An 18,410-nucleotide genomic window follows, 5' to 3' on the forward strand; every position below is an offset into this window, starting at 1 on the left:
TTTAGAGGGATGGGAAGACATTATTTAAGAGATGGACTTGAAAGTTTAGAAAATGATGCAGAAGAAAAGGATTTTGTTGAACATATTAAAGAACATTTAGTAGAAAATGATAAAGGAGTAGAAACCATGAAATGCCCTCAATGTAACAATGAATTAAGTGAAGTTCCTTTATGTTACGAAATTGAAGCTCCGTACTATTTTTACACGGTACCAGAAGAGAAAAGAACAGAGTTGATTAGAGATTTTTGTGTAATTGATGAACAATATTTCTATATAAGAGGACATATTGAAATACCGATAATTGATTGTAATGAGAAATTTATTTGGAGTGTTTGGGTTTCTCTTAGTGCAGAGAATTTTTTGAAATCCAATGAATTATTGCACGTACAAGGAAGGGAGAATGAGCAACCTTATTTTGGTTGGTTGTCGACGGAGCTGTCAATATATCCAGTAACTACACTGTCGTTGAAAACAATGGTACATACACAAGAAGTTGGCGCTGTTCCGTTAATAGAACTAGAACAGACTGATCATCCACTTGCAGTTGAACAAAGAGAAGGAATTACAATAGAGAGAGTAAAAGAAATTGCTCATTTAATAAATCACGTTACTTGAAAACCATGATATCCCTTTCACCTACTCGACACATGTGGAGTGCTGTGTGTTGTTGGTTAGGGAGTAGTGTTTTGGAGCCACATTTACCTGCTTTAATAAATAGCTACTTTGCCCGAAGTTTCTAAAGTTCGGGCTATATTTGTTATAACCAAAGTAATTAATTCAGCGCAGGGCATTTGATGAGGCTTCCGTTCGTCGGATGGAGAATAGTTTTATATAATCATTAGTAGAGTTGATGTTCATCCGAACAATATCAAGACAGGTCAATTTCATTGACGTGAAAGGACTGCAAGCGAGGCATTCAGGAAGGTTCTCGACTGCCCTTCATAAACGAGCAACGGATGGTACCGCGATAATCAAAAGCTAAGCTCAAAATTATCCGCATGATGACAGAGAATCCTGCAAATGTTTATGAGATGGAATTTTCAATAGCTTTGTGTTGTTCATTGTTTTCAAATGCCACAGTAAGACGTGTTAAAGGTATACCTAACTTTTTTGCTTCTCTCACAACTTCAAGTACCGCAAAACCTGCTTTAGTATTGTTGTATTCGATGAAAAGTCGTGGTAAGCTGCCCTTTGCAAAAATAACCTTGTTAAAAAGCGTACCGAGAAGTGCTGGTGGAATCTTAGTTAACAGTAGAGAAATCGTATCAATCTTTGCACCTCTTGCTTTAAGTACAGGGATAATTCCCCTCATATTCTTACCAACATTTGCGAATGAGTCACTATGATTCATGAGTGCTGGAAAACTTCCCAGTTTTAACACCTCGGTCTCTATAGCCGCATTCATGGCAAAGTGATTCCATAGCCAGTTTTGCATATCCTTTATCCAACTAATTTTAAAATGGGCACTTTCAAATAGTTCTTTGACCTTGTTGTTAATCTGTTCAGTGCCTAGCCGTGGTTTTTCCAGAAATAGCATTTTCAAAAAGCCACCTCTAAGCCTATTGTCCGTGATGCCGCCGCCTCCTCCTGGGAACCCAAAGACAACATTGTTCATAGATAATGGTGAGATCGATGATTTCAAATCTTGCCAAACGTTATTGAATATTAGGACAGGGGTGTTTCCAGCAGCAGTCGATAGTAATTGTGCTGCTTCTGGAAGTTGTTCCGTGTTGACACTCACAATAATGAGATCATAATTTGGGCTCATCTCCTCATGCAGTTTGACGTTCCAGCTTTCTTTTATTAGCTGTTTCCCTCTTCGTGCGTCCCACATTTCAAGCTCTATGCTGCTTCCGAAGGTTTCTTTTCTCCCTTTTCTAACGTAAAACTCAACTGTATGTCCTGCCTTTTCAAAAGCCCAAGCATATTGGGTCGATATTACACCTCTACCGAAGAATAAAATTCTCATATTGCCTCCTAAAAATATATATTAATCCTTGTTAATGATCAAACAACGTGTTGTATAATGTTATTGTATAGATTCACTATACGGTCATCAACCATCAGATTTTTAATATCTGTCGTATAATCGATTGAACAGAAAAATGGAGGCAAATAATGAATAAGCAACCTGAAATTACGGACAAAACAAGGCAAACATTTATAAATGTATTCTGTGATTTATATAGCCAAAAACCAATTGAAAAAATATCCATTCAAGAGATTGCTAACCAATCAGGATATAATCGCAGTACATTTTATCAATACTTTACGGATATCTATGAGTTGTTGGACTGCGTTGAAGAGCGTGTTTTGAAATCCATTAACGAGGAAATGGCAGGCAGAGAGTTTTCTACACATACTTTCCAAGATGCACTTCAATGCTTGGAAAATGCAGAGGAGATTTCAGTTCTTAAAGCCCTCTTGGGCGACTATGGTTCTGTTCATTTTGTTGAACGCCTGAAAAGAGAAATTTCCTTTGAGAGATTGATTGTGGACTTTCCAACAAATGATGTCTTAGCACCATACATAATTGAGTTTTACATATCAACATTAATATCTATGTTTCGCCTTTGGATACGCAACGGCAAAGATCTATCGTCGGAAGAATTGGTCAAGTTGGTAGATAGCCTATTTGCAAATGGGATAACACCGTATCATATCTTTGGCATGGTCAATCCGCGGCGCCCTGATTCGAATAAAAAGTAAGGGGACGAGGAGAAAGAGAATGAGGGACTTTAATATCGGCTCATCTTGCCATTGGCGGGTATCATTGGCGCATGAATTCGACCACTAGAGATTAGACATATATGTCCAAATACTATGATCGAAATGTGCTCTTGGAACCTCAAGTATATCCGCAGCACAATTAATTATTTCCTGTATCTCTCCATAGCTAACCGAAACGATTTCAGCTTGTTTCAAAAAGTTAATCATGTGGCGGTCAACCGCATTAGTATCTTGACCTGCCAAAATACCCAAATAATCAACCGTCTTATCTTTGATTCCTTTTATTTTCATCAATCTTGTCTTATTCTCAGATTTATCCAACCAGTTACGTAAATCATGTGTTGTCTCAACACCTTCTAATCTTAAGAAACAGGTTAGTTCTAATAATCTCATTGGCTTATCTCCACCAAAGTTTAATAAAGGTGCAGGAGCTTTCTCTGTCAAGATTTTAAGGAATTCTGTGGTTGTTCTAACTTCAGGATAATCTTTCAAAATTCTTTCAACCCTTGGCTTCACAACAGTTTCATATTTAATACCTGATTGGAGTATTGCATCGACAATTAATGCGCCCATATGTTCATAAGTATCAATTTCATCCACAATAACAAAGTCAGTTAGAGATTTAAGATGGGTAATTAGTTGGTTAGCCTTAGATAAGATGTCACTCATAGTTCCACTCTCCTTGGAATTCAAAGACACTAGTCCTCGATGGGTACTTGAATTTGCTCAGCTAAACGAGCAGTCGATGCCTCGAAATATGCGATGGTTATTTTTTGTGAGCCGCGAAAAGCTCTTTGTGACGGAATTTACGTCCAAAGAGCTTTTTCACGATTTATACGGCTAGATGTTAATTCGAAGACGTAATTCCGCCATCATAGCCTCAGCTTGCTGTGGATCTTCATTCAGCAGCTTCCTGTATGTCAGCATCCAATTCAGCGTTACAAGCATATGATCGTATTCGTCCTTCTTGCGCTCGATCTCATTGATCTTCTGAAGAATCCATTCTATTACTTCTTGGTTCGTGCGTGCGTTCGTATCGTGATCCTGCAAAATCGTCTTCAACTCAGCTAACGAGCAGCCGATGCCTTGAAATTTCTTAATCAGCTTTAACCGTCCAATTGCTTCGTCTGAGTAGTTGCGGTAATTATTCTTCTCTCGCTGAATATGCCTGCTGTCGAGCAAGCCTTCCTTCTCATAAAAACGAATGGTGTGGGGTGTTAAACCCATCAAGTCTCCTAATTCTTGAATTTTCATAGACAATCATACCTCCAAACGCTTGCCTTAGAGTTTACTTCATAGTTTAGACTAGAGTAGTATCTTCGTCAAATTGCTTAAGGAGGCGTAAAACTATTATGCGTATATTTGTTACAGGTGCAGCAGGTTATATTGGTACAGCAGTTGTCCGCGAACTCATCGGTGCGGGCCATCAGGTAGTAGGTCTGACTCGTTCAGAGAGTGGTGCTCAAGTATTAGAAAGCTTGGGAGCTGAAGTAGCTCGCGGTGTTTTAGAGGATCTGGATTTACTGCGCAGCAGTGCAGCCACTTCAGACGGTGTTATTCATCTGGCATTTAACCACGATTTCTCTAATTTCGCCGCATCACTAGCAACTGATCTTCGCGCCATCGAAGCAATGGGAGAGGGACTTGCGGGCTCCGGTAAACCACTTGTTATCACAGCTCATGCTAATGGCAAAGCATCGGAGGATGCGGCGCTTGCGTTTGTAGAACAAGGCGTGAGAGCATCGATCGTCTCGCTAGCACCTTCCGTTCATGGAGAAGGAGATAAAGGCTTCGTGCCGCAATTAATCCGGATCGCCCGGGAAAGAGGCTCTTCGGCTTACATTGGAGACGGCACTAACCGTTGGCCAGCGATTCATCGCTTGGATGCGGCAGTTTTGTTCCGCCTCGCTGTAGAATCTGCGCCTGCAGGCTCACGACTGGATGGCGTGGACGACGAAGGCATTCCGTTCAGCGACATTGCCGGCGTCATAGGTAGTCACGTGGATGTGCCGGTAGTTAGCATACCGCGTGAAGAGGCGCAAGCGATCTTCGGTTTTCTAGGCATGGTCGCGTCGCTTGACTTAGCAAGATCAAGTGAAGGGACGAAGGAACTGCTCGGCTGGAAGCCTGTCCAACATGGGCTTCTCGCAGATCTGGAGCAAGGACATTATTTCACAAAATAGCGTTAGATAAATGAAGAAGGTCACAAAAAATAACCATCTCATCTTCGAGATTTGTAAGGGAATTGGAAGGAAATGAGGATGACATCAAGTTCTTGGCATCCGAAAAACGACGGAAAACTTTAGTTAAACGAACAGCTTTATATCACTCATAAAAAGAACTCTCCAGACTTGGAGGGTTCTTACATTTTTATCCGTACGTTTGCGGGTAATGTCAGTTATCTATACTAGCGAAATCCATACTATTCATAGTACACAACGTAGGGAAAACAGTCGAAATTCTTACTTTGTTGATGAGATGTCTTAATTCTGTAAACAACGTATTCAGCGTAGCGATGTCTTATTATTTATTACAGAAGCTCTTGATAAAGCAAGTGCTTTTTTGTTGTGTGCCACGCATGGTGATTAACTAGGTGGTGAAAGTCCACTGTGGAGGTTTGTAGTTACCAACCACTAGTCAAGAGCATATCGTGAGGTGAAATCTGAAGGAAGCTGGAGGCAAAATTCCGACCCGAGGAACACGAATATCTATGGGATGAGTCTGTAACACAAGCCGAAGTCCAATCAACTACACGGATATACCAATGTAAATGATGCGGGTACATGGAAGGAAAATGAATCGTCTTACGTGGGAGATCTCATGGGTCGACATGGATTAAGCCGGAGCTTACGTCGAGAAGCAATGGATAGCTTTCTACCCGATTCTCTCTGCTTTTTTTGGTTTTTCGACATTAAATGACGGTATTGCGAGAAACTTGTGAGAAATTTGTGAGAACCGTTTGATAGAATGAAGTTCGATCTAAAGAAGAATGTAACGAAAGGCGAGTGAAAGCAGTTGGTGATCAGACGTTGTATCTTTTTGATAGCAGTATTCTTTCTTTTAGCTGGGGTCATCCCGGCAGCTCCCGTTGTGGAGGCGGCTACGCCTGGCAGTTGGACGGCTCGGAGTCCGCTGCCCACAGGTAACGATCTTAATGGAGTCGTATACGGCAACAGCAAGTTTGTGACGGTAGGAAATAGCGGAACAATATTGACCTCCAGTGACGCTGTGAGCTGGACGAGCGTTACACCTGCCAATGGGATTCTTTATAGCGTCAGCTACGGCAACGGCATGTTTGTGGCGGTAGGGTCTAGTGGATTGATCGTAACCTCCAGTGACGGAGTGAGCTGGACCACACGCACATCGAACACTCAGGATTATCTGACCGGCATCGTCTACGGCAACAGCACGTTTGTGGTGGTGACGAGTAATGGAGCGATACTGACCTCTAGTGATGGAGTGAGCTGGACGAAAGGCACGTCGGGCACCACAAACTTACTTGAGGCTGTTTCCTACGGCAGCGGCACGTTTGTGACGGTGGGGTTGAGTGGAGTATTGACCTCGAGTGACGGAGTAAGCTGGACAAGCCGCACGTCGGGTATCGGAAATCTTTATGGCGTCGCCTACGGCAACAACTCGTTTGTGGCAGTTGGGTATACCGGGCAAATATTGACCTCCAGTAACGGAGTGAGTTGGACAAGCCGTACTTCCGGCACTACGAATTCACTTAAAAGTGTCGTCTATGGCAACAGCAAGTTTGTTGCGGTGGGGGATGCCGGGAAGATTGTGGCCTCCAGTGACGGAATGAGCTGGACAAGCCGTACGTCGGGCATCACGGATGCTATGAGGGGCGTCGTCTACAGCGGCAGCACGTATGTGGCGGTAGGGGATAGTGGAACGATACTGACCTCAGGTGACGGTGTGAGCTGGATAAGCCGCACGGCCGGTACTACAAAGTCTCTTATTGGTGTCGCCTACGGCGGCAGCACGTATGTGGCGGTGGGAGCGATCGGAACGATAGTGACCTCCAATGACGGAGCGAACTGGACAAGCCGCACGTCGGGCACCGCGAGTGCTCTTTTGGGCATCACCTACGGCAATAGCAAGTTTGTGGCGGGAGGGTCTAGTGGAACAATATTGACCTCCAGTGACGGAGTAAGCTGGACAAGCCGCACGTCGGGCACTACCAATGAACTTTATGGCGTCGTCTACGGCAACAGCAAGTTTGTGGCGGCGGGGGGCAATGGAACAATCCTGACCTCCAGTGACGGCGTGAGCTGGATAAGTCGCACATCGGGCACTACGAATTACCTGACTGGTATCACGTACGGCAACAACACGTTTGTGGCGGTAGGGTTAGATGGAACAATCCTGACCTCCAGTGACGGCGTGAGCTGGACGAGCCGTACGTCCGGCACAACGAGTGCTCTTAGAAGCGCTGCCTATGGCAGCGGTACGTATGTAGCGGCAGGGGACAGTGGAACGGTATTGACTTCCAGTGACGGTGTGAACTGGACGAGCCGCACGCTAGGCAACACGGGTCATCTTTACTCGGTTTCCTACGTCAACGGCTCGTTTGTAGCGACGGGGTCTTTTGGAGCGATATTGACTTCCAGTGACGGTGTGAGCTGGACATTGGTCAATCTGGGCACAACCTCAAGTTCTATCAAAGGCATCGCCTACGGCAGCGGCACGTATGCAGTGGTGGGCGACAATGGAGCCATTTATTCAGCGAACGCAGCAGCCAGTCTGGCCAGCACGGCGAACAACAGTGTAAGCACCAGCCCAAGCAGCGTCACAGCGGGCGGTTCCGTGACGCTGACGGCAAGCGGAGACCGGCAGTCGGAACCAGGAGCTATGAATGGAGATGAAAGGTACGTCCCGACAAGCTGGTCTTCGACGGAGAGCGGCAAATCAGGCACGTTCACCTTAAGCGGTGGCAGCTATAGCTCCACGTACGCCACGACAGCGCAAGGCAGCTACACGGTAACGGCTACCTTCAAAAAGCAGACATGGAACGGCAGCGCGTGGACGGATACCGCTACAACGCACACGAAAACAACCGCCGTTACGGTTCTTTCGCCAGCACAGATCGTCAGCGCAGCAGCTGCCACGCTCACTCCCACAGTCGGTGCGGACGATGCGGTCACGCTGACGGTGAAGGATTTGAACGGGAACACGGATACGACATTCAGCGGAGCGCACAATGTGACGATATCCGGTTACGCGCAAGCGTCGGACAACTCCTATGGCAGCTTTAATGGGACGGGCTTGACAGCAGCGCCGAATACGATCAGCGTCACGTTTGCGAGCGGCGCAGCCACGGTGAACCTGAAGCTGAACAAAGCGGCGACTCAAACGATTGGCCTTAGCGTGGCGGGCGTGGTAACGCCTGCGGCCAATACGCTGAGCTTGAAGCCAGTGGCAGGAAGCGCGGTAAAGATGGCGCTGACCTCGGGCATTATGGCTCCAGACAGCAACGGCGGCACGTTTGCGCAGCAGCCAGTCGTGACGCTTCAAGACGTATACGGCAATACGAGTACGGGCGACAGCAGCACTGTCGTGACGGCATCCCAGAAGGATACGGGTACGTGGGTGCTGATCGGCACGAAGACAGTGACGGCAAGCGCGGGTATAGCCACCTTTACCGACCTTGGCGCAACCAATACAGCCGAGGTGACAGGAGCGCAACTTGCTTTTGACGCAAACAGTCTGACACAAATTGCAAGCGCGTCGTTAACGCTTCCAGCTCCTGCGCCGGCACACACCGTTAGCGCATCGGCTGCCACGTCTACTCCCACAGTAGGCGCGGACAATGCGATCTCGCTGACCGTGAAGGATTCACTGGGGAACACGGATACGACGTTCAGCGGAGAGCGCAATGTGACAATATCCGGTTACGCGCAAGCGCCGGACAACTCCTATGGCAGCTTTAACGGGACGGACTTGACGGCAACGCCGAATACGACCAGTGTCACATTTGCAAGTGGCACAGCCACGGTGAACCTGAAGCTGAACAAAGCAGCGGCGCAAACGATCGGCCTTAGCGTGGCGGGCGTAGCAACGCCTGCGACCAATACGCTTAGCCTGGCGCCAGTGGCGGGAAGCTCGGTAAAGATGGCGCTGACCACGGGCATTATGGCTCCAAACAGCAACGGCGGCGCGTTTGCGCAGCAGCCCGTCGTGACGCTTCAAGACGTATACGGCAATATGAGTACGGGCGACAGCAGCACTGACGTGACGGTATCCCAGAAGGATACGGGTACTTGGGTGCTGATCGGCACGAAGACGGTGACGGCAAGCGCGGGTATAGCCACCTTTACCGACCTTGGCGCAACCAATACAGCCGAGGTGACAGGAGCGCAACTTGCTTTTGACGCAAACAGTCTGACACAAATTGCAAGCGCGTCGTTAACGCTTCCAGCTCCTGCGCCGGCACACACCGTTAGCGCATCGGCTGCCACGTCTACTCCCACAGTAGGCGCGGACAATGCGATCTCGCTGACCGTGAAGGATTCACTGGGGAACACGGATACGACGTTCAGCGGAGAGCGCAATGTGACAATATCCGGTTACGCGCAAGCGCCGGACAACTCCTATGGCAGCTTTAACGGGACGGACTTGACGGCAACGTCGAATACGACCATCATCACATTTGCAAGCGGTGCAGCCACGGTGAACCTGAAGCTGAACAAAGCAGCGGCGCAAACGATCCGCCTTAGCGTGGCGGGCTTAGCAACGCCTGCGGCCAATACGCTTATCCTGGTGCCAGTGGCGGGAAGCGCGGTAAAGATGGCGCTGAGCTCAGACATAACGGCTCCAGACAGCAACGGCAGCGCGTTTGCGAAGCAGCCGGTTGTAGTGCTTCGCGATGTTTACGGCAACACGAGCATGGGCGACAACACTACCGTTGTGACGGTATCGAAGAAGGATGCGGGTGAGTGGACGCTGACGGGAACAACGACGGCAACGGCAAGTTCGGGTGTAGCAACCTTCACTGGTCTCGGCGCAACGAATGCAGTCGAGGTGACGGGAGCACAGCTTTCCTTCGACGCCAGCGGTCTGGCGCAGATTACGAGCATGGCTGTGACACTTCCTTGGCCTGGCGCAGCTGCGCCGAAAGTGGAATCCGTTACAAGTGGGGACGGCCATGTCCTTCTGACTTGGAGTGAAGTATACGGGTCCGTAACCTACGCCGTGTACCAGAGAACCGCTTCCGGCACTTATGGAGCGGCGGTGGCTACGGTAAGCGGATCAGTATATGATGTGAAAGGATTGACGAATGGCACGACGTACTATTTTGTCGTCAAGGCCATGAATCCGGCAGGAATCAGCGCAGCATCCAATGAAGTGAACGCAACGCCGCAAGTCCCAGCGCCTGGAGCGCCGGTACTGCAGCCTGCCAAAGCTTACGATGGAAAAATAAGCTTGGTTTGGACTCCGGTGATCGGTTCTAAGGGGTACAAAATATTCAAAAGCGTTTCTTCCGGCACCTATGACTCGGAGCCCATCACAGTAAGCGGTTCTGTATACAACTATGATGTAACCGAATTGACGAATGGCACAACGTACTATTTTGTCGTCAAAGCAACGAATCCGGGAGGAGATAGCGCAGTTTCCAACGAAGTGAGCGCAACGCCGAAAACCGTTCCGTCAGTACCAACGGGAGTCAGCGCAACAGCTGAGGATGGACAAGCCACCATCAGCTTCACCGTCCCTGCATCTAATGGAGGAAGCGCCATAACCGGTTATGAGGTCACAGCCTCGCCGGGGAACATGACGGCAACGGGGGCGGGAAGCCCGATCCGGGTTACGGGACTGTCAAACGACACGACCTATACGTTTACAGTAAAAGCTGTTAATAGTGCGGGCAGCAGCATGGCTTCCGCTGCCTCCAATGCGGTGACGCCGAGAGAGCCATCCCGCAGCAGCGATACACCAACACCAACACCGACTACATCAACTGCTCCAATACCGACTCCTGAACCTACAAAACCTACGGTTGATGCATTCAAGAGCATTGTTAATGTAGCAAATTTAATCAAAACAATCGAGTCCAAGGTAGCGGAAGCTAAGAAAGCTAATGATAAGGTTGAATTAACTGGTACTAAGGGGCACTGGGCTGAAAAGACGATCGATACATTCGTGAAGCTGCACTTTATCGATGGTTATGGGAATGGAGAGTTCAAACCTAATGGAAATATCACACGTGCGGAGTTCGCAACGCTCATTTCTCGTGTATTTGATATTAGCGGGGGGACTGGTCATTCCGTTGCTCTGAATGATATAAGCAATCACTGGGCAAAAGATACTATTGAGAAACTCATGAGCGCAGGGGTAATTGGGGGGTATGGCGACGGAACATTCAAGCCAGACCAAACGATCAGTCGCGAAGAAATCGTCATCATTCTAACTCGAATTGTAAACTTGGGTAGTGTAAACAAAGATACTTCCAAAGGTAACTTTACGGATTTGGCAAGTGCAAGCTCTTATGCAGCAAATCAAATTAAGGATGCAGCAGAAGCTGGCATCATCAGCGGCAAGAACGATGGTGTATTTGATCCGAAGGGCAAATCCACGCGTGCGGAAGCTCTAACGATCATTTTGAATGCACTGAACCTTAATCCACAAGTTAGGAAACTTTTGGATTCCTTGAATTAATGTCTGCAAGGAGCAGAAACGACACTGATTTTCACAGAGTAACGGTTCTGTTGAACATGCAGGCGAAAAGAGCAAGTAAGGTTAAAATGATCCTATATCATACGGAATAAGAATTTTTACTAAATGACGCAGCCCCTAATCAACTCGGGGCTGCGTTTTCATTACAATTTATTTTGATACGGCAAAAGGAATACCTACAGGTCCATCCGAATTGTTGTAAAGGGGTAGTACCAGCGAAGCTTGCCAAGTTCCAACTGCTAACGGACGTTGAAGTTTTCCTGGTACTTTTCAATTTCAGCGGTGGGTCAAAGCAGGTTGTGTCATAAACGGATTTTTTATGGGCTCCATGATGTTTTTTGATTATTATCGAACGATTACTATCAATTCGAAAAATGGAGATAACAAAAAGTCCTCCAGTAAAAAAGGGAGGATTAAAAATTTGTTTGATGAGACACGTCAGCCTCGGCGAATGCCGAGTGGCTAATATTCCATAAGGAGGGAGCCATGTAATTCGTAACAGCCAACTTCATTTGTTCCTTGAAATGAAATTCAAAATGTGCTACCTTTGTTTCGTTTTTGAGAAGCCGTTAATAAATAAAAGTAAAAGACCGATCAGGAAAAAGCCGATAGAATATATATATTTTTGGTTTTGATTCCCCATGACCATTTCGCCCAAAACATTCATAAAGAAAATAAGGGAGAGTACAAAAAGAACAGATGAAGAAAGAATAAACTTTATCGACCTGTCTGCAAAAATGTATATTTCCAGCAATCCCACCGATAATGCGATTAGCATACCAGGCCACATATATGTCCAGCTGTCGTAAGCCATCGCAATCTGGGCAAAAATCCCTCCAACAATCAAAAATCCGCCGACTCCGATATTCCTTGCTTTCCGCGCTCGTTCATCAGAAAAAAATCTTAGATGCAAATATAGGCCGATAGGGATCATAACCAATGTGGGAGCTATGATTCCGATATAGTGGCCCAGATCAAAATCCTGAGTTGACGATCCGTTGACTAAAAAGAAAACAAAACCTAACAGAATGAATATAATGCCGAAAATATTAATAAACAGCTTCGACAAAAAAACACCGTCCCATCTTCATTGTGGTATTTAGTACATGTGACCAGTATGGATTTAATTTCCATTTCTAATTATATACGATATCATTCAGTTTTTGTATAATTTTACTCAAAATACTCTCATTTTCTCATGGATGTCTAGGCCGTTGAAGGTTAAAAGGGTTTGACGCTTACGTTAGGAGTAGAAAATGGTTTGCCCAGTAGAATTTTGTTCGTTGAAAATTGTGCCGGAATGTACTACATATTACATAATGTATAGCTGCATTTATGGTTAATGAGGGTACGTTCGGAAAACATATGACTTGTGTTTTGTATGGACGATTTCAGAAGTGAGCGTGTACACTTGTAGATGGACGCAAAAGATTGCGGCATGAACACTCTGCTTTTCCCACCGTCATTCCGTTAAAAAAATGGAGGCAAAACATGAGGAAAACGTTATTTAATCGATTACTGCTTTCCTATATGCCAATTTTTATTATTATGGTCACGTTTACATTTTTCATGTTTTTTCAGATACTAAGTGAACAAAACCGCAAGGAGGCGCTTAACGCCAACAAAGTACTGTCCTTACAGGCGATGCGTCTGATTGACACCTCTCTAAAAGCGATTGACAACATGGTAATGACAGAAACAATCAACAATAAGGAATTGATCAATTTCTTCAATAATGAAGAGAAAAATAACATGTTCATTAACATTAGCGCGGTAAAAAAAATGCAGGATATGATCTCTTCGTATCCCCTGATTGATTCGATCTATTTTGTACGTTTCGAAGATAGTTTTGTGCTCAGCAATGCAACAAGCGATAAACTTAGCAACTACTTGGATGAGCCATTTATTAAAAAGGCTATGGACCCGCTGGCATCCAAGTCCTGGTCGGGAGTAAGAAGTTTCGAGCAGTTCTCTGTGAAAGGCAGTAAGCCTGTCGTCAGTCTTGTACGGGGGGCGCCTTTCATCACAGGCGAGAAAGGATTGATCGTCATCAATGTGGCGACCGATTCCTTCCAGAACAGCATCGCCGACCTGTACGATCCGAAAACAAGCTTTATCGGGATTCGGGACGCCGTAGGCAGCGAGTTGATTAGCGGGTTGAATGCTAAAGAACAATCAAGAATTTTCTCCAATTATGTATCGAGCTATACCGGATGGTCGTATCAAAGCGGACTTGTTAAGGGAAAGGTGTTCCATGTCATCTCATCACTGTATAACATTTGGTTTATTATCGGAATCGCGATGATTGTGCTTGGATTGGCATGGATGCTTTATGTGACTAGGCGCAATTCGAAGCCAGTTGAGCAGATCGTAGACCGTATTCGCGGTTACCGTCTTCCGTTGTCTAAGGAGGGAGGAGATGAATTTTCGTTCATCGAATCGGCCTTGTCCAATATTATTGAACAATCGAATCAGTATCAGCAAAAGCACGAAGAAGACAGGCATTTACGAATGAGGTACTTGTTCCATCAGCTCATTGAAGGCGACACGGGTTTAACCCATGATGAATGGATGGTAGAAACGAGCAGTTTGCAGCTTCCATACGCTTACGACAGACAAGTGGTGCTTGTTACAGAGATCGATAAATACCCTGATTTTTGCTGCCAATACTCACGCAGAGACCAAAATCTTCTTAAATTCGCACTGCGCAGCGTCATTCAGGAGCTAGCTCCGAAATATGAGCTGGTGCTTTGGGCAGAGTGGACTTCGGCATCTCAGCTCAGCGCCATGGTATTTGTCGATAGTGCGGTGGAAGCCAAAGATTCCGTGATACGCGAGCTTTTTGAGAACGTTCGTTTATGGTCGCAGGATAATCTGAAGTTTACAGTCACGATTGGCATCGGTGAGCAGGTTGCAGAGCTTTCCCATGCAGCAAATTCGTACAAAGAAGCGCTTAGGGCGCTTAAATACAAAATTGTGCTGGGAGAAAACCGACTCATTACTAGCGAACACATCACCAATCAGGGTCAGGTTGAGGTGTACTCGCATTTAAATGCAATCCGATCGATCATCCAGTCGTTCAGACTTCTCGAAGAAGAATGGAAAACGAAGTACGACGAGCTTTTTCGTACAGTGAAGCTGGGTTTGTTGACGAAAGATGAAATCATGAATCTGATGAATTATTTGATTTATTATCTGGGACGGGAAATGGCGGGTATGACGAAGGAGTTTCAAGAGATCTGGACCACGGATGGTCTGCCGAAGCTCAGTAAAGTCATCGATGAATCCCATTCACTCGAGCAAATGCGGGAAGAGTCTGTGGCCGTGCTGAATAGCCTATTCACGGGTTTGCAGGAAGCGCAGGACAGACGTCTGCATGGCGCTACGATCCGCGATATGCGGAAATTCATCGAAGAAGAGTATGCGAACCCGAATATGTCGCTGGATTATCTGAGCTCTACTTTCAATATCAATGGCAAATATGTAAGTAAACTGTTTAAAGAAGAGACCGGGCAGAAATTCGTCGACTTCCTGTTCGATATCCGTCTGCAGGTTGCACAGCGCCTCCTCACGGAAACGCAGACTACTATACAGGAGATTGCTGAGCAGGTTGGCTATACAAGCGCGATCTCATTCAGCCGTGTATTTAAGAAAGTGGTGGGCAGCTCCCCGAGCGAATTCCGCGAAGAAGCGGCGCGCAGACAGCATGGGTGAAATAGGTTCGTCTTCGCGGGCCAAGTTCGCCGCAACCATTGCTTTTTGAAGACAAGAGAAGAAGAAACCACAAAGGAGCGTGTATGCGTTGGAGAAGAAGTTGAAATTTCGTGAGGATGGAACATTCGTCATCGTGCAGTTTTCCGATGTGGAGTTTATTGACGCTGAGGATCGGGATCCCGAGACGCCACTCCTCGATTCGATAACGAAGGCGACGATGGAACGGATCATCGCCATTGAGCAGCCTGATCTTGTTGTGTTTGCGGGCGACGTGACGGCAAGCGAGAGATGCAAGTCTCCGCTTCAATCATTCCGCAGCGCGGTCGCCGTCGCGGAAGAAAACCGCGTGCCGTGGGCGGCGGTGTTTGGCAATCATGATTCAGAAGGTACCGTGCCGCGAAATCGAATGCATGAAGAGCAGCTGCTTCATGCATATTGCATTGCCAAAGCGGATCCTCCGGGGGTGAGCGGAGCGGGCAATTATGTGCTGACGGTTGATGATCGGACGGGGAATGCGGCGGCTTCGCTGTTTTTCCTCGATAGCGGCGATTACTCGCAGATTAGTGCCATAGGCGGGTACGACTGGATTCGCCGCGATCAAATCGAGTGGTATGCAGCCGAATCTCGGCAATTGGCCGAGCGGAATGGCGGGATGCCTTTGCCTGCTCTGGCATTTTTCCATATCCCGCTGCCGGAATACGATGAAGTGTGGAGAACGAAAGTGTGCGAGGGTCATTGCAGCGACTGGATCAGCTCACCGCGAGTAAACTCCGGCATGTTCGCTGCAATGGTGGAAATGGGCGATGTTATGGGCACGTTTGTTGGTCATGATCACGCGAACGATTATTGCGGAATGCTGCATGGCATCCGCCTTTGCTACGGACGGTCAACACGTTATGTTAGCTACGAAGATGGTGTGCGCAAGGACAAGTTTCCAACTGGCGCAAGAGTCATTCGCTTAACAGCGGGTGATCGACAGTTCGAAACATGGATCCGCCAGCGCGACGGTCTTGTTGCAGAATTGCCAGTGCACAAGCCGGACGCTCATTAGGACAGGCGCGATGCCGGGACTGTGGCTGACGAGGGGGAAGAAATGGAGAAAGCCGCAAGGTTCATAATTGGACCTTGCGGCTTTTTGCCTTTTCGATACAAGATTCAGTGAATTTCGCGAAGAAGCCGCTTGCGGTAAGAGCCAGTGAATTTGGTTCGGCGGTAGAAAATGGTTTGCAAAGAGCTTTTTCAGCATATGCGAAAACGGTTAAGCCCACGATTCTTGTTTCTTGCAGCAAACGGTTTGCGCAGTCTACTATGGAGTTGTGAACGGGGGATCAGTTCAAATGAAAGGAGAAGGAGCATATGTCAAGCATGCACAAGGAATTGGGAGCGACCGTTCCTTCTGGGCAAAACAAGCCCTATCAGAAGGCATCGGCCGCCAGCAAATCATCCTTACAATTAATTAGGAAAAAGATGAAGCGCCACTGGCAGTTGTATCTGGTCATAGTACTGCCGATGCTGTATTTAGTTATTTTCAAATATATACCTATGGCAGGTGTCGTCATTGCGTTCAAAGACTACAACGTCATCAAAGGCATTTGGGGCAGTCCCTGGGTTGGTTTGGAATATTTTAAACAGTTTTTCGAATCGCCGAATTTCTGGCTGTATATGAAGAATACGCTTGGCATCAGTGTGTATGGTTTGCTTGTTGGATTTCCAGCTCCAATCCTGTTAGCCTTGGCATTGAATGAAATACGCAACGGTTTCTTCAAAAGCAGCGTGCAAATGATTACTTATGCGCCTTACTTTATATCAACCGTTATCATGGTTTCTATTCTTATCGTAACCTTGTCGCCGAACGTTGGGATCATAAGCAAATTTATGCAATTACTAGGCGTGGAAAATACTAATTTCATGGGAATTCCCAGCTTGTTCAAATCGATCTATGTCTGGTCGGATGTATGGCAGTATACGGGTTACGGGGCTATTATTTACATAGCTGCTTTGGCAGGGGTTAACCCTGAACTGTATGAATCGGCCAAAGTGGATGGTGCGTCCCGGTTGCAGAAAATTGTCAGTATTGATATCCCGAGTCTAATCCCGGTGTCTATCATTCTGCTCATATTGAATATGGGGAACATCATGAAGATCGGCTTCGAAAAGGTATATCTGATGCAAAATCCCCTAAATGTCAGCACGTCTGAGGTCATTTCGACCTATGTGTACAAGGTGGGCCTGCTCAGCTCTAGCTTCAGCTTTTCTGCTTCCATTGGGTTATTCAACTCTATTATCAACCTGATTCTTCTCGTGGGTGTCAACTACTTGGCCAAGAAGTTATCCAATTCGAGTTTGTGGTAAGGAGGCTCATCTATGTTGAAGGCGTCAAGGATTCGCGAATCGCAAGGCGACCGATTGTTTCTAGTCGGCATCTACTTTTTTTTGAGCTTAGTGTTGATTATCGTCCTGTTTCCACTCATTTTTATCATCTCTTCATCGTTCAGCTCACCGCAAGCCGTCGTATCTGGCAAGGTGTGGTTGTTTCCTGTAGACGTTACGCTCGAAGGCTATAAAGCGGTGTTCCGCAATCCGCAAATCGTGTCCGGGTACTTGAATTCGCTTTTTTATGCGGTAGTTGGTACAGCCGTTAACGTCGTTTTGACCGTTATGCTTGCCTATCCGATTGCCAGAAAAACGTTCTTCGGCCGAAATGCCATCATGGTGCTTCTAGTCATTACGATGATGTTCGACGGTGGGCTTATCCCCTTCTATCTCGTTGTGAAAAGCCTGCACATCCTCGACACGCGTTGGGCGATGATTTTACCGGGAGCGATGGCGGTATTTCAAGTGATTATCGCTCGCACCTTTTTCCAGACCTCGATTCCCGATGAGATTGCTGAGGCCGCCGAACTCGATGGCTGCAGCGATTTGCGATTCATTGTGAGCATCGTCATTCCTCTCTCTAAGCCGATTCTGGCTGTACTGACGCTGATGTATGCGGTCGGCCACTGGAACGCTTATTTCGATGCTTTGATTTTCCTCAAATCGCCGGATTTGTTCCCACTCCAGATTGTGCTGCGCAACATTCTTATTCTGAACACAATAGATCCAACCATGGTCTCCAAGGTGGATCAGATGTTGGCTCAGCAAGGTTTGAAAGATTTGCTCAAGTATTCGCTAATCGTTGTTGCGAGCGCGCCCGTTCTGATCATTTATCCATTCGTGCAAAAGTATTTTGTGAAGGGCGTCATGATCGGTTCATTGAAAGGATAACGCTTGGAAGGTACCCCATGCCC

At 46.8% G+C, this 18,410-nt stretch carries 12 protein-coding genes; 8 read left to right on the forward strand and 4 right to left on the reverse strand.

Annotated elements, in window-relative coordinates; translation table 11 throughout:
• Window positions 1–126 precede the first annotated feature (126 nt).
• Window positions 127–615 carry a DUF2199 domain-containing protein gene (locus BC351_RS19625; protein WP_079414469.1) on the forward strand — a complete coding sequence of 163 codons (489 nt, stop codon included), beginning with the start codon at window positions 127–129 and terminating at the stop codon, window positions 613–615.
• Window positions 616–1,024: 409 nt separating this feature from the next.
• Here BC351_RS19625 and BC351_RS19630 read toward each other — a convergent pair whose 3' ends face one another.
• Window positions 1,025–1,969, reverse strand: coding sequence for a ketopantoate reductase family protein (locus tag BC351_RS19630; RefSeq protein WP_079414433.1), 945 nt, complete (start codon window positions 1,967–1,969; stop codon window positions 1,025–1,027).
• 149 nt (window positions 1,970–2,118) lie between these two features.
• Here BC351_RS19630 and BC351_RS19635 point away from each other — a divergent pair, with 149 nt between their 5' ends.
• Window positions 2,119–2,709, forward strand: a complete 591-nt coding sequence (locus BC351_RS19635; protein WP_079414434.1) for a TetR/AcrR family transcriptional regulator — start codon at window positions 2,119–2,121, stop codon at window positions 2,707–2,709.
• 84 nt (window positions 2,710–2,793) lie between these two features.
• Here BC351_RS19635 and BC351_RS19640 read toward each other — a convergent pair whose 3' ends face one another.
• Window positions 2,794–3,399, reverse strand: coding sequence for an HhH-GDP family DNA glycosylase (locus tag BC351_RS19640; RefSeq protein ID WP_079414435.1), 606 nt, complete (start codon window positions 3,397–3,399; stop codon window positions 2,794–2,796).
• Window positions 3,400–3,570: 171 nt separating this feature from the next.
• On the reverse strand, window positions 3,571–3,984 hold the full coding sequence (locus BC351_RS19645; protein WP_079414436.1) for a MerR family transcriptional regulator: 414 nt from the start codon (window positions 3,982–3,984) through the stop codon (window positions 3,571–3,573).
• 98 nt (window positions 3,985–4,082) lie between these two features.
• On the opposite strand from BC351_RS19645, the gene BC351_RS19650 reads away from it, so the two are divergent.
• Both BC351_RS19650 and BC351_RS43490 read left to right on the forward strand, forming a co-directional pair.
• Window positions 4,083–4,913, forward strand: coding sequence for an SDR family oxidoreductase (locus BC351_RS19650; RefSeq protein ID WP_079414437.1), 831 nt, complete (start codon window positions 4,083–4,085; stop codon window positions 4,911–4,913).
• An 856-nt stretch (window positions 4,914–5,769) separates the two neighbouring features.
• On the forward strand, window positions 5,770–11,391 hold the full coding sequence (locus BC351_RS43490; RefSeq protein ID WP_244209097.1) for an S-layer homology domain-containing protein: 5,622 nt from the start codon (window positions 5,770–5,772) through the stop codon (window positions 11,389–11,391).
• A gap of 559 nt (window positions 11,392–11,950) precedes the next feature.
• Here the strand turns inward: BC351_RS43490 and BC351_RS19665 are convergent.
• The gene (locus tag BC351_RS19665; RefSeq protein WP_079414438.1) at window positions 11,951–12,478 is read right to left on the reverse strand and encodes a hypothetical protein; all 528 of its coding nucleotides are present in this window, start codon (window positions 12,476–12,478) and stop codon (window positions 11,951–11,953) included.
• Between the two features lie 422 nt (window positions 12,479–12,900).
• On the opposite strand from BC351_RS19665, the gene BC351_RS19670 reads away from it, so the two are divergent.
• From BC351_RS19670 to BC351_RS19690, 4 genes are all read left to right on the forward strand, one after another.
• The gene (locus BC351_RS19670; RefSeq protein ID WP_079414439.1) at window positions 12,901–15,123 is read left to right on the forward strand and encodes a helix-turn-helix domain-containing protein; all 2,223 of its coding nucleotides are present in this window, start codon (window positions 12,901–12,903) and stop codon (window positions 15,121–15,123) included.
• Window positions 15,124–15,211: 88 nt separating this feature from the next.
• Entirely contained in the window at window positions 15,212–16,174 is a 963-nt protein-coding gene (locus tag BC351_RS19675) for a metallophosphoesterase family protein (protein WP_079414440.1), read from the forward strand.
• A gap of 305 nt (window positions 16,175–16,479) precedes the next feature.
• Window positions 16,480–17,475, forward strand: a complete 996-nt coding sequence (locus BC351_RS19685; protein ID WP_079414442.1) for an ABC transporter permease — start codon at window positions 16,480–16,482, stop codon at window positions 17,473–17,475.
• Between the two features lie 12 nt (window positions 17,476–17,487).
• Window positions 17,488–18,387 (forward strand): carbohydrate ABC transporter permease, encoded by a 900-nt coding sequence (locus tag BC351_RS19690; RefSeq protein ID WP_079414443.1) that lies wholly within the window; start codon window positions 17,488–17,490, stop codon window positions 18,385–18,387.
• Window positions 18,388–18,410 lie beyond the last annotated feature (23 nt).

Source organism: Paenibacillus ferrarius, assembly GCF_002027705.1.
Taxonomy (GTDB): domain Bacteria; phylum Bacillota; class Bacilli; order Paenibacillales; family NBRC-103111; genus Paenibacillus_E; species Paenibacillus_E ferrarius.